General features: G+C 73.7%; 12 protein-coding genes. 3 read left to right on the top strand and 9 right to left on the bottom strand.

Features of this window, described 5'->3' with window-relative positions; genetic code table 11:
* Positions 1 to 231 precede the first annotated feature (231 nt).
* Together AB0G16_RS26755 and AB0G16_RS26750 are read right to left on the bottom strand one after the other, a co-directional pair.
* Positions 232 to 891, bottom strand: a complete 660-nt coding sequence (locus tag AB0G16_RS26755) for a hypothetical protein (protein ID WP_362810469.1) — start codon at positions 889 to 891, stop codon at positions 232 to 234.
* An 82-nt stretch (positions 892 to 973) separates the two neighbouring features.
* Complete coding sequence (locus AB0G16_RS26750; RefSeq protein WP_362810466.1) at positions 974 to 1,381, bottom strand: hypothetical protein; 408 nt, start codon at positions 1,379 to 1,381, stop codon at positions 974 to 976.
* A gap of 274 nt (positions 1,382 to 1,655) precedes the next feature.
* Here AB0G16_RS26750 and AB0G16_RS26745 point away from each other — a divergent pair, with 274 nt between their 5' ends.
* Positions 1,656 to 2,216: a flavoprotein gene (locus AB0G16_RS26745; protein WP_362810463.1), complete on the top strand. Its 561-nt coding sequence runs from the start codon at positions 1,656 to 1,658 to the stop codon at positions 2,214 to 2,216.
* 34 nt (positions 2,217 to 2,250) lie between these two features.
* On the opposite strand, the gene AB0G16_RS26740 is transcribed toward AB0G16_RS26745, so the two are convergent.
* The 3 genes from AB0G16_RS26740 to AB0G16_RS26730 all read right to left on the bottom strand — a co-directional run bounded on the left by AB0G16_RS26740 (position 2,251) and on the right by AB0G16_RS26730 (position 6,041).
* Positions 2,251 to 2,985: an AAA family ATPase gene (locus AB0G16_RS26740; RefSeq protein ID WP_362810460.1), complete on the bottom strand. Its 735-nt coding sequence runs from the start codon at positions 2,983 to 2,985 to the stop codon at positions 2,251 to 2,253.
* Positions 2,986 to 3,136: 151 nt separating this feature from the next.
* Positions 3,137 to 3,967, bottom strand: coding sequence for an alpha/beta fold hydrolase (locus AB0G16_RS26735; protein WP_362810457.1), 831 nt, complete (start codon positions 3,965 to 3,967; stop codon positions 3,137 to 3,139).
* A gap of 112 nt (positions 3,968 to 4,079) precedes the next feature.
* Positions 4,080 to 6,041 carry an acyltransferase family protein gene (locus AB0G16_RS26730; protein WP_362810454.1) on the bottom strand — a complete coding sequence of 654 codons (1,962 nt, stop codon included), beginning with the start codon at positions 6,039 to 6,041 and terminating at the stop codon, positions 4,080 to 4,082.
* A 193-nt stretch (positions 6,042 to 6,234) separates the two neighbouring features.
* Between AB0G16_RS26730 and AB0G16_RS26725 the strand changes: the two genes are divergently transcribed.
* Positions 6,235 to 6,807, top strand: a complete 573-nt coding sequence (locus tag AB0G16_RS26725) for a DUF1707 domain-containing protein (RefSeq protein ID WP_362810452.1) — start codon at positions 6,235 to 6,237, stop codon at positions 6,805 to 6,807.
* 190 nt (positions 6,808 to 6,997) lie between these two features.
* Here the strand turns inward: AB0G16_RS26725 and AB0G16_RS26720 are convergent, their stop codons facing one another.
* The 4 genes from AB0G16_RS26720 to AB0G16_RS26705 form a co-directional block, all read right to left on the bottom strand.
* The gene (locus AB0G16_RS26720) at positions 6,998 to 8,257 is read right to left on the bottom strand and encodes an ROK family transcriptional regulator (protein WP_362810449.1); all 1,260 of its coding nucleotides are present in this window, start codon (positions 8,255 to 8,257) and stop codon (positions 6,998 to 7,000) included.
* A 312-nt stretch (positions 8,258 to 8,569) separates the two neighbouring features.
* The gene (locus tag AB0G16_RS26715) at positions 8,570 to 9,865 is read right to left on the bottom strand and encodes a Dyp-type peroxidase (RefSeq protein WP_362810446.1); all 1,296 of its coding nucleotides are present in this window, start codon (positions 9,863 to 9,865) and stop codon (positions 8,570 to 8,572) included.
* Positions 9,866 to 9,886: 21 nt separating this feature from the next.
* Positions 9,887 to 10,492 (bottom strand): copper chaperone PCu(A)C, encoded by a 606-nt coding sequence (locus tag AB0G16_RS26710; RefSeq protein WP_362810443.1) that lies wholly within the window; start codon positions 10,490 to 10,492, stop codon positions 9,887 to 9,889.
* A gap of 291 nt (positions 10,493 to 10,783) precedes the next feature.
* Entirely contained in the window at positions 10,784 to 11,371 is a 588-nt protein-coding gene (locus AB0G16_RS26705; protein WP_362810440.1) for an MFS transporter, read from the bottom strand.
* A gap of 217 nt (positions 11,372 to 11,588) precedes the next feature.
* Between AB0G16_RS26705 and AB0G16_RS26700 the strand changes: the two genes are divergently transcribed.
* Positions 11,589 to 12,326, top strand: coding sequence for a DUF998 domain-containing protein (locus AB0G16_RS26700; RefSeq protein WP_362810437.1), 738 nt, complete (start codon positions 11,589 to 11,591; stop codon positions 12,324 to 12,326).
* Positions 12,327 to 12,441: the final 115 nt, after the last annotated feature.

Genomic DNA, 12,441 nt, shown 5'->3' with positions numbered 1-12,441 from the left:
CCAACGATGCGGCGAAACGCCTCCGAACACCGGGACAGATCTTCGTGAAGATCGGCACAGGTGTTCGTTAACGGTCGCTCTTTACAGGCATGACAGCGTATTGTAAGGAGCCGTCACAGAAGAACGGGCGGCGCGACCGGGCCTTCGCGCGCGGACGCCCACCGGTGCCCCACCTGCCCGGAACACGCGCCCTCTCACCCGCACGGCCCCTCCTTTTCCCGAACCGCTCGCTCACCCGCGGGAGCGCGCGGCGACAACCCGGTCGCTCCCGTCCCGCCGGGAGGCGCGGGCCCGCCAGAGCGGGTAGAGGAGCGCGACGAGAACACAGAACAGCGGTGTCGGGTTGCCGACGACGAACGTGGCGAGGACGTAGTCGAGCACGGGTGCCAGCAGCACGAGGCCGGTCACCCAGGCCGCCGGAACGGGAGGCCTCACCGGCCTCGTCCCCCAGGGGGTCCGCCTCCACGGCTTGGCCACCGACACCCACGCCTGGAAGGCGATGGCCGAGACCATGAGCAGCGTCGCCCCGAGGAGCACGGGGTCGGCGTCGCGCGTGCCGTGGGCGAGCGCCTCGAGTCTGGGGCCGAGCAGGAAGATGCCCGCGTAGAGCTGGGACAGGGTGACGGCGAACTTGACCAGCACCCACCAGTACTGGAAGTAGCCCCACCTGGTCATGGCGGACAGCATCAGCCCGGTGAAGGCCGAGGCGTTGGCGAAGTGAAGCAGCACCCGGGTGTCGAGCAGCTCCGCCATCGCGTAACCGCTGTCGTCGCCGGTGGACATGCTGTGGACGCTCAGCGCGAACAGGGCGAGGGCCTGACTCATCCAGGCCACCGAGGTCACGACGTGCATCCACACGAGCAGGTGGCGGGCGGCGGGGGTCACCGTCATCCCCTCCTATAGGTAGATGGACTACATGTAGACAATCTACCTATAGGGGGCGGGGGTGCGCGGCGGCGTGCCGCGCGACCGCCTACCCGCCGGTGTTCCCACGCCGGGACGCCAGGAAGGCGACCAGGCCGACGCCCGCGAGCAGGGCGGGAAGGAGCAGCAGGGAGCCCACGAGCCACAGGCCGCTGTCGTCGGACAGTGCGGCGTCGACCGACCAGGACAGCCACGTCACACCGGCGACCGCGAGGGTGCCGATCACGGGATGACCACGCCTGCCGGCGAGGACGGCGAGAATCCCCAGGACGATCACCAGGCCCGCCACCTGCCAGGTCTCGTAGGGGCCGCTGACGGTGCCGTCCGGCGCGACGTCCCGTTCACGGTCCCATCCCAGCCAGGCCAGGTAGTTGACCGCGGACACCGCGGCCAGGATCACACCGGTCCGGACGCCCGTCGTGCCGCGCCGGGTACGGGGGGTTTCGCCTGCTGTCACGATCTTCACGCTTCCTTCGGCGAGGGCCGGTCCGGCGATGCGCAGCCGGACGGCGACCCGGGGATTCGAGGGCGGCGGTATCGTACGCCGGAAACGGCCGGACACGCGTGATCGTCGTCGGACGGCCGGGCGGGCGCGCGTACCGTGGACCTCGTCGAGGAGCGGAGGACGAAGGCGAGATGCGACACCGCGAACGCGCCGGGTGGGCCGGAGCGGCCCGAACCGGCGCCCACGACGAGGCGCGCGAGCGCACCGCACCTCGTGGGGTCGTCGCATGACCCGGTCCGGGCGGGTTCTCTACGTCATCGTGTGCGCCGCGGGTGCCGCCGGCGGCGTCGGCCGTCTCGTCACGCTCGCCCAGGACGACGGGTGGATCGTCCAGATCGTCGCCACCCCGTCCGCCCTGGGTTTCATCGACGTCCCCGCCCTGGAGAACCAGACCGGCCGTCCCGTGCGCAGCCGGTACCGCACACCGGACGAGCCCAAGCCGCCGCGGGCCGACGCGATCGTCGTCGCGCCCGCGACCTACAACACCGTCAACAAGTTCGCCCAGGGCATCGCCGACACCTACGCCCTCGGCCTGCTGGCCGAGGCCCCCGGCCTGGGGATCCCGGTGGTGGTCCTGCCGTTCGTCAGCGCGGCACTCGCCTCCCGTACGGCGTTCCGGCACAGTGTCGAGCGGCTCCGCGCCGAAGGCGTGCGCGTCCTGTTCGGGCCCGGGGAGTTCGAGCCCGGCGACGGCTCCGACGCCGATCTCGTCGGCGACCGTCCGTGGCGCCTCGCCGTGACCTCCGTGCGCGAGCGGGCGTCGCGACCACCGGACGGTCCGGTGTGAGCGGACCGGGTCGTGTCGCCGTCCGGCCGGGCGGTCAGTCGTCGGCGTCGTCCAGGACGTAGCGCAGGTAGAAGTCCGGCTTGGCCAGGAAGCGCCGCCAGTGGTCGACGATCTGGAGTTTCTCCCACTCCACCGGGTGGATGCCGTCCTCGCCGAGCTCCAGGATGCGCGCGCCGGGCAGGCTCGCGAGGATCGGCGAGTGCGTGGCGCAGACGATCTGCCCGCCCTTGCGCGCGACCCGGTCCATCAGGCCGACCAGCCGCAGGCAGGACCGGAACGACAGGGCGGCCTCGGGCTCGTCCAGCAGGTAGATGCCCGGCCCGTTCATCATGCGTTCCAGCACGGTGAGGAACCCCTCCCCGTGGGACTGCTCGTCGGGGTGCTCCTCCCAGTATCCGGGCAGGCCCGACACGCCGCGCGCCAGGTTGATCAGCGTCTCGGCACGGAAGAAGAACACCCGCCGCTTGAGGCGGGGCCCCCGGGTGAGGCGCAGGCCGGTGACGGTGAAGTCCACGTCGAGGGCCTCGCCCAGCGGGGTGGCCGGGCCCTTGCTCGCGTAGAGGGTGCCGGCCTTGCCGCCCTCGGAGTTGACGCCGCACGCGTCGGCGATCGCCTCGACGATCGTGGACTTCCCGGAACCGTTCTCCCCCACCAGGAAGGTGACCGGAACGGTGAGGTCCAGGCCGTGCTCGACGAGATGCCCGACGGCGGGCAGGCCCGCGAGCCAGCCGGACGGGGGGCGCGGAACGGTCAGGCGGGTGAGGAACATGATCCCTCACGGTCACGGCCGGGCACGGATCCACGGTCACGGCCGGGCACGGGTCGCGCCCGGTCCTCTCGCGGCCGGTACGGGGTCCGCTCTCCTCGCGGCCGGTGCGGGTGGCGCGCAACGTCCGGCTCGCACGGGCGGGAGGCGCCCCTCACGCGAAGAAACCGGCCAGCGCGGGGGCGAGCGTCTCCTCGGGGACGCCGTGCCACTCGCCAGGCAGGGTCAGGTGGCGCCCCCGGGGAAGCGCCCCCGCCACGTCCGCGGCCCAGCCGCGCAGGCGGTCGTCGCTGGCCGAGCTGTTGATCACCAGGGTCGGCACGGTGACGGACCGCAGCGTGGCGGCGGAGACGGCCGATGTCATCCGGCTGTCGTAGGCGAGCGTGTGCGCGATGCCCTCCAGTGCCGGGAAGAAGGGGGCCTGCCGCAGCCCCGCGACGATCTCGTCGGGGACGCCGATGCTCCGGTGGAAGTGCTCCACCGCGTCGGCCCGGCGGCCGGCCGCGACGAGCTCGTCGATCTCGGCCGCGAGATCGCCGTCCTCCCGCGCCCCGTCCGCCCGGGGCTCGTTCCCCCGGGCGCCCTCGTGCCGTGCCCCACCCTCCCCCTCCGGCCGGTCGAGGGTGACGGGTGGTTCGAGGAGCGAGAGCATCGTGATCGGCAGCCCCGCCGCCGCGCCGAGCGCTCCCAGGGCCGCGCCGGAGGAGAACCCGTGGACGAACGCCGGCCCCCCGCTCGCCTCGATCACGGCCGCGAGGTCCTCCACCTCGCGCTCCACCGCGTACGGCGAGGTGTCACCGCTCTCGCCGCGTCCGCGCCTGTCGTAGGTCACGACCGTGAACCTGTCGGCGAGGTGCGCGGCGAGGGGCCCCATGGGCCCGAACCCGCGGAACCCGCCCGCCGCGTCGACCAGCACGAGCGCTGGGCCCGCCCCCACACTCTCGAACCCGATCCGTGTGCCGTCGCGTGACGTCACCGTCGCCATGGTGCTCCCCTCGTCCGGTGGGCTCTCGACGCTATCGGACGCCCCCGACGAAACCGGGGCACGGGAACACTCGTCAGGTGACGCCCCGTCCGGTGGGACGGGGCCGCCGGGCTCAGGGGCCGAGGGCCCTGCGGATCTCCTTCTCCACCGCCGGCGCCAGGCTCCGCATGAAGGTCGCGGTGATGTGCCCCTTGTCGGAGTAGACCATCAGGTCGCCGATGACCGAGGGGCAGCGGTCCCGCGGGCAGAGCAGGGGGGTGAGGTCGGCGAACGTCACGTTGGGCGGCGGGCGGCGGAGCCCGGCGGCCGGAGAGACCGCGGCCAGGCTGTTCCGCTCGTCGTCCACGCAGGCCGCCGCCCCCTTGACCTCGACGCACTCGGGCGGGTCGAAGGGCATGCGCGGCGTGTCGCGGATCGCCAGCACCTCGACGCCCATCGCGCCGAGCTGCCGCCACCTCTCGACGTACCCGGCCGGGAGCGTCTCGCCGCGCTCGAACGGGCTGGAGATCGTCGCGGTGGTGACCAGGAGATCGGGTTCGATCCGCCGTACCTCCGCCATGACGTCCCGCTGCCACCGGTCGCAGGAGGGGTAGGGCCTGCCCTGGTAGCGCTGCGGCCTCGTGGAGAGCGCGCACGCGCCCTTGGTCATGTTCACCACCTGCCAGCCGTTGGCGTCGGCGATGGCGTGCAGGGCGGGGAACCAGTGCGCGGCGTGCGAGTTGCCGGCCAGGACGATGGTGCGGGCCGGGTTCGTGGCGCCGTACCGGCAGGTCAGCAGCTCGTCGCGGCCGGTGACCTGGTTGCAGCCGTCGGCGTAGGTCCGGGGGCGGTCGCGGGCGGCCACGGCCGGGGCCGGGACGATGCCGCCGCCCTCCTGCCGGACCTGGCCGTCCAGCCGGGACGTCCACACCCCGGCGATCACCAGCACCGGGAGCAGGCACGCCAGGCCGATCGCCGCCGGACGTCCCGCGCCGCCCAGGGGGATACGGTCGGTCAGCGCGGTGGTGGCCGCCGCGAGGACGAGCGACGTGCCCACGATGAGGACGATGCCCTTGAGGCTGGCCGCGGTACGGCCGGTCTCCGCGAGGTAGAAGATGAAGATCGGCCAGTGCCACAGGTACAGCGCGTAGGAGATGCTCCCCACGTACGTCACGGGACGCAGGGTGAGCAGCCGGTCGGCGCCGAACGCGCTGCCCGTCACCCCGGCCACGATGATCATGGCCCCGGCGACGGTCGGCCACAGGGCCGCGTACCCGGGGAAGACCGTGGAGACCTGGAGCAGCACCCCGCACGAGACCAGCGCGGCCAGGCCGATCCAGCCCAGCGCCACCCGCGACGCCCGCGGGAGGCGCAGGTACGGCAGGACGACCGCGAGCACGCCGCCCAGGGCGAACTCCCACAGCCGGGCGCCGGTGTCGAAGTATGCCCACCGCTGGTCGGCCGCCGTCCACACCACCGAGTACGCGAGCGATCCGGCGAGGACCAGCGTCATCACGCCGAGGAAGACCGTCCGCGGGCTCCGGTGGCCGCGCGCGGCCACCACGGTCGTCAGGGCCAGCAGGACCGGCCAGATCACGTAGAACTGCCCCTGGACCGCCAGCGACCAGAAGTGCTGCACCGGGCCGGCCGCGTTCCCCCCGGCCAGGTAGTCGACGGCCGCCGCCGCCAGGTGCCAGTTCTCGTAGTACAGCGCCGAGGCGAACACCTCGGCCAGCGTGTCGTGCCATCGGGTCCGCGGCAGCCACAGCAGCGTCCCGGCCAGCACCCCGAGCAGCACCAGGGCGACGGGGGGCAGCAGCCGGCCGGCCAGGCGCGCGGCGAACGCCCCGAACGCCACCCGCCCGCGGCGCTCCACCGTACGCAGCAGGGAGCCGGTGATGAGGAAGCCGGTGAGCATCAGGAACACGTCCACCCCGCCGGACACCCGCCGCGGCCAGACGTGGTAGATCACCACGAGCAGGACGGCGACGGCCCGCAACCCCTCGATCTCCGGCCTGCGCTCGCTCCGCGTCTCCGCCCGTGTCGCCGGCCGGTCGGCCGGCGACACGGGCAGGACGTCCGCGGGAGCCGACACTGTCCACCTCCGTGCTGGGTTGACGGGCGGGCGCCGCGGGCACCCGGGCAGGTCGTGCCGTCATGTCGCGGGCACCCGGCCGGGTCGTACCGTCATGGCGTCAGAAGAACCTATACCTCCCGGCTCCGGGCGGCGAGAGAGGTGTTCACGGATCGCCTGGTGGGCCGGAGGAATGATCCTTACAGTGGAGGCCATGACCGATCACGTGGACATCCGCGCGGGGGACGCCGACCGGGAGCGAATCGCCGAGACGCTGCGCGTCGCGGTCACCGAGGGACGCATCAGCCTCGAGGAGCTGAACGAACGCCTCGACCGTACGTACGAGGCACGGACCTGCGGGGAGCTGGACGCCATCGTGGCCGATCTTCCCCGGGCGGGCGGCCCGCCCGTCTCCCTTCCGGGCGTCCCCGACCTCCTGCGGCTGGAGGCCCAGAACTGGCAGATGGTCCGGCAGGAGGGGTACTGGGTCGTGCCCCCGCGCATCAACGCCATAGCCCGCCAGGGCTCGGTGAGGATCGACTTCACCGGGGCCGAGTGCGCCTGGCCCGAGATCTTCATGGAGGTGAGCTGCGACGCCCGGTCCAGCGGCATCATGATCACGGTGCCGGGCGACTGGCAGGTCCGTTCCGACGAGGTGCTCGTCGCCGGCTGGGGAGGTGTCTACAACAGGCCGTCCGCGCCGACGGGGCCCGCCGCGGTCACGCTCCGGCTCACGGGCCGGACGGACGGCCACGTCTGGGTGAGGTACCGCCGCCGCCGCACCTGAACCCCGTCCTCCACCACCCGGTGCGGCCACCTGCCGCACCGCCCACCCGTCCCACCCCGCCACCCGTCCCACCCCGCCGCCCGGCTCGCCCCGCCGCTCACCCCGCCCCGTCACCCGTCTCACCCCGCCACCCGGCTCACCTCGCCCCGCCGCCCGCCGCGTCCGGCGATGGATCCGGGGGGCGTGGGGGTCAGCGGATCATGACGTCGTGCGGGCGGGCGTCCGCCCCCGGCGCGCCGCCCAGGGCGCCGTCGCTCCGGGAGAGCACCTCCAGGGGGCTGGCCAGGACCTTGGCGAAGGCGAGCTCGGCGGCACCGATCAGAGTGGCGTCGTCCCCCAGGGCCGCGACGCGCAGGCGCGCCTTCCGGGAGATCATCAGCACGTTGGCCTCCACCCGGTCCCGGACCTGGGCCGCCGCTCCCGGGTAGACCTCGCGCAGCATCCCGCCGAAGATCACCATGCCCGGGTTGAACAGGTTGATCAGGTTCGCCACCCCGATGCCCAGCCAGTCGCCGATCCGGCGCAGCGCGTCCCGCGCCCTGAGGTCACCGAGATCGGCGGCCTCCACCACGGTCCGTACGCCCTCGCGGCCGAAGAGGTCGGCGGAACGGCCGGCCGCGTCGAGCAGGGCCTGCTCCCCCACCTCCGCCTCCAGGCAGCCTCGCGAGCCGCACCCGCAGGGCCGCCCGTCGTGCGGGTTCACCATCATGTGCCCGAGCTCGCAGCCGTAGCCGCCGTCGCCGTCCAGCAGCTTGCCGCCGACGATGATCCCGCCCCCCACGCCGACGTCCCCGTGCAGGTAGATCAGGTTGTCGAAGCCGACCCCCGCGCCGCGCTCGTGCTCGGCCAGCGCGCCCAGGTGGGCCTCGTTGCCCACGGCCACCGGCAGGCCGAGCCCCAGCCGGTGACCGAGCTCGGCGCCGAAGGCCTGATCCACCCAGCCCATGTTCGGCCCGAACCGCACCATCCCGTCGGCGGGCCGGATCATGCCGCAGTAGGCCGCCCCCACCCCGACGCAGATCGCGTCCGGGCTCGCCGCGCGGTGCAACCGCCGGGCGAATCCGGCGAGCACCCCCACCACGTCGTCCAGATCGGCTCCGGCTCTCGGCCGGACCGCCTCCATCCGCTCCAGCACCGTCCCGCCCAGCCCGACCCTGGCCGCGACGAGCCTGTCCACCCGTACGTCGAAGGCCAGCACGTACACCCGGTCGGACTCCGGCCGGACCACCAGCGAGGGCCGGCCCGCCTTGCCGGTGTCGGTGGGGCGTTCCTCGCGGACCAGGCCCGCCGAGGTGAGCTCGGCGGTCAGCGCCATGATGGTGCTCCGGTTCAGGCCCATCCGGTCGGCCAGGACCGTGCGGGAGACCGGCCCGCCCAGGTGTACCTGCCGGAGCAGGGCGCCCAGGTTGTGCCGGCGGATCTCCTCCTGGGACCTACCGGCTCTCAGCATCGTGGGGATCCTGACGACTCGAGGATTGTCATCGTGGTGCGCCACCGACAGGACGTCCCCCGTCGCCCGGGAGCGATGGGACGAGTCCTGCCACCAGGTGAGAATACCAACCGGTGCCCGCCGCAGTATTGTCACGAAGAAGCCGGAATCACGTGTGATTCCGGCGGTTCCCGGAGGAAGGCACCGGCTCCCGTCCGGTGGGACCGGCACGCGCGTCCGGATCCGCCGGTCCCGCCCCGTTCCAGGGCGGGACGGGACCGGCGGGGTGGCGGGGCCGCGGGATCGGTGAACGCCCCCGGCGGCCCCGCCGTCTCAGCCGAGCAGCCCCTCCCCGATCCAGCCGTCCGGGGAGCATCCCGGAGGGACGGCGAAGACCGCCGAGCCGATCGGGGTCGTCCACTCGTTGAGCAGGTCGGCCTCGGCCAGCCTTCGCTGGACGGGGACGAACTGCCGGGCGATGTCGGCCTGGTAGGAGGCGAACAACAACCCTGAGTCGGCGTGCCCGGCCGGGGTGAGCCCCTCGTCGTAGTTGTAGACCCGGCGCAGCATCCGCATGCCCGGGTCGGCGACGTGGGCCCGGCGGATGTGGGCCTGCTCGGAGATGACGGGGAAACCGATCGCGTTGACCTTCGTGAAGTCGGCCTCGTCGCGCTCGTCCCGGCCGGTGAGCGGGGCGCCGTTGTCCAGGCGGCGCCCCACCGTGAACTCCTTGCCGATCCGGTCCACGGCGTCCCAGGTCTCCATCTCCGCCCGGATGCGCCGCAGCACCAGCGTGGTGCCGCCGCGCAGCCAGGACGGGCCGTCGCTCACCCAGACCGCCCGGTCGAAGTCGGGGGTGCCCGGGACGGGGTTGACGGTCCCGTCGAGTTGTCCCATGACGTTGCGCTGGGTCAGCCCGGTGGCGTGGGTGTACGCACCGCGCCGGAAGCCCCGCTGGGTCCAGCGGACCTTCGCGAACGCGCGGGCGTCCTTGACCGTCATGCGCAGGGCGTGGGACAGGGTCAGCGCGTCGTCGGCGCAGATCTGCAGCAGCAGGTCCCCGCCGCTCCACTCCTTTCTCAGTCTGTCGATCCCGAAGGCGGGCAGCGGCGCCACCTGCTCGGGACGGCGATCGGCCAGCCCGGCCGCCGTGAAGAGGCCGGGCCCGAACCCGAAGGTCACCGTCAGCCGGGCGGGCAGCCCGGCGAGTTCGGGCTCGGTGTCGGCCAGGGCGGGCCTGCCCTGCGTCAGCCGCCGGGCGTCGTCGGTGAGCAGCCGCATCATCCGCTCCAGCGCCTCGCGATCGGTGCCGGGCAGCAGGTCCAGGCCGACGAAGACCCCGTACGTCTGCGGCGGCGTCGCGATCCCCGCCTGGTGGACGCCGTCGAACGGCTCCGTCACCAGGCCGCCGGAACCGTCGGAACCGCCCGGGACGCGGGAGACGTCCGAGGTCGCGGGCACGGGGGCCCCCGGGGACCCCGGGGGCGCGGGGGGCGCGGGGGGCGCCGCGGCGGGCCGGGGGGCCGCCGGGGAGAGGACCTGGTCGGGCGCGCACGCCGCGAGGGCGCCGGCCGCGGTGGCGGCGCCCCCCGCGAGCAGGCCCCTGCGGCTGATTCGAGGTTCCCGCATGAGCTCTACTCCGCTTCCCGGTCAGCCGTCACCCTTGTCCCCCTCACCGTGCGTGCCGGGCTCGTAGTCCTCCTTGGCACCGGCGAACTCCTTGCCGACGGCGGTGAACTCCAGGGTCCCGCCGCCCTTGAGGGTGAGGGTGAAGGGGACCCTCGCGCCCGGCTTCACCTCCTCGACGACGCCCATCAGCATGATGTGGTCGCCTCCGGGCTCGAGCCGGTGGGTGCCCCGCGGCGGGATCACAAACCCGCCCTCCTTCGGCCTCATGATCATCTTTCCGTCGGCCTCGACGACCTCGTGCAGCTCGATCGTCGGTGAGAGCGGCGAGGTCCCGGAGACGACCGTCACCTCGGCGTCGGTGGGGTTGACCAGGGTGCCGAAGGCTGCGCTCATCCCCTTCGAGGCGGTCTTCACCCACGGGTCGGTGATCGTCAGCGCGGCGCCGGGAGCGGCCACGGCGGACGGCGTGGAGGCCGGGGCGACGGCCGACGCCGTGCCGGCCGGGGCTCCCTGGGAGGCCGGGCTCCCCTGGGACCCGCACGCGCCGAGGGTCGTCACGGCCGCGATCAGGACTCCGGCGGAGACGGCCCGGCGGATCGGGGCGGGAATGGTACGTCGAACGGACATGGTGATGCCTTTCTGCAGGCCGGACGGCCGGCGGGCCCCGGCGGAACGCCGCTCGAGGAGGCCGTGCCGGACGTACGGCCGGGATCGTCAACGATGGTTCGGTGCGCCGAGCGGCCGGGACCGCACATGAGCGGCCCGACCCGCACGTGAGCGGCCCGTGTGGCGCGTGGTCGGCCGGGACGGCGGCACGAGCGGCCGGAAGGGCGGCACGAGCGGCCGGGACGGCGGCGTCGGCGAAGGCCCGCGCGGACGTGCGCGCGGGAAGGATGGCGTTCCGGGTGACCCGGTCGGTCAGCCGGGGACGGCGACGACGGTCGCCGGGGGGCCACGCCTGCTGACGAAATGACGCAGGACGGCGGAGCGGAGGATTCCCGGCCCGGCCGTGCTCGCGGTGAGGAGCGGGACGCGCGCCGGGGTGACGAGCACGATCAGCACCCGGCGGAGCCGCACGGCGAACCCGCGCAGCGTCGCCCACAGGGCCGCCTCGCCGCGTGCCATCCAGAGCGCGGTCAGCCCGACGGCCCACCCGTGCGCCACCAGCATGCCCAGGTCGGGCAGCAGCCCGGAGTGGAGGTGTCCCATCGGATCGGTGTGGGACGGGGCGTGCGCGAGGGAGAACAGCACGTGCAGAGCGGCCTGCACGCCCGCCAGCAGCGGCAGGATCACCGCCACCGTGCGCTCGCGCCCCGAGGCGGCCAGGGCCACGACGAAGGCGAGGACGAGGGCGAGGACCGCGCTCGTCGCGGAGACCGGGCCTCCCGCGACGACGTGCGCCGTCACGCTCAGCCCCAGGCAGACCACGGCGAAGACCGCTGCGCGCGCGGAGCGGAACGTCATGTCCGCTCGCGTGGCAGCCGGGCCGGTCGCACTGGAGGTCACGGAGACATCCTCTCAGCCGGGTGGGCCGCCGTGAAGATCGGGGCGGTGCGCGGCCCGGTTCCGATCGGAGCCGGGCGGCCGGAGCCGTACCCGCTCGTAAAAAATCATGAAAAGAATCCGGGCGGCCTGTCGAATCGGCCCGGTCCCGTTCGAAGCGTGGTCACAAGGGCCGGAACGAGGCAGCCGACCGGCCCCGGAGAGGTGAGGAGACGGGCCCATGCCCCAGCAGACGACGGGTAGCACGAACGACAGCACGACGGGCCCGGGGACCGCCGCCCCGAGGGCCACCGCCGCGGGGACCGCCGGCCCGGCCGCGGGCGTCACGGCGTCGCTCCTGAGCCTCGGCGTCATCGCCGGGCCGGTGTACGTCGTGGTCTCGGTCGTCCAGGCGCTGACCCGGGAGGGGTTCGACCTCACCCGCCACGCGTGGAGCATGCTCGCCAACGGTGACCTCGGATGGATCCAGGTCACCAACCTGGTCGTGGCCGGGCTGGCGACCGTCGCCTGCGCGGCCGGTCTCCGCCGGGCCCTCACCGGCGGGGCCGGCGCGGCCTGGATCCCCCGGCTCGTCGCCGTGTACGGGGTGAGCCTGATCGGCGCGGGGATCTTCCGGGCGGATCCGGGGATGGGCTTCCCGCCCGGCACACCGGAAGGGCCGGGTCCGGTGAGCCGGCACGGGACGCTCCACTTCGCCGTCGGCGCCGTGGGCTTCCTGTGCGTGATCGCGGCCTGCCTGGTCGCCGGCCGCGGGTTCGCCGCCGAGGGGCGCCGGGGATGGGGCCTGTACTCGCGGATCACCGGCGGGCTCTTCCTGGTCACCTTCCTCTGCATCGCGGCGGGCGGCGGGGCCACCTGGTCCATCCTGACCTTCGTCACCGGCGTCGTGGTCGTCTGGGCCTGGATCTCGGCCCTGTCGTTCCACCTCCACCGGCGCGTCTCGCCCGGACGCGCCTGACCGGCGCCCCGCACGCCGGAGGACACCCCGTCCCACCGTCCGGGAACACCGTCACAGCCGAACACCGTCACAGCCGAACACCGTCACAGCCGAACACCGTCACAGCCGAACACCG

The organism is Streptosporangium sp. NPDC023615 (assembly GCF_040640155.1).
GTDB lineage: Bacteria > Actinomycetota > Actinomycetes > Streptosporangiales > Streptosporangiaceae > Streptosporangium.
Note: the sequence above shows the minus strand (reverse complement) of the source record. Positions and strands in the feature narration are given on the sequence as shown.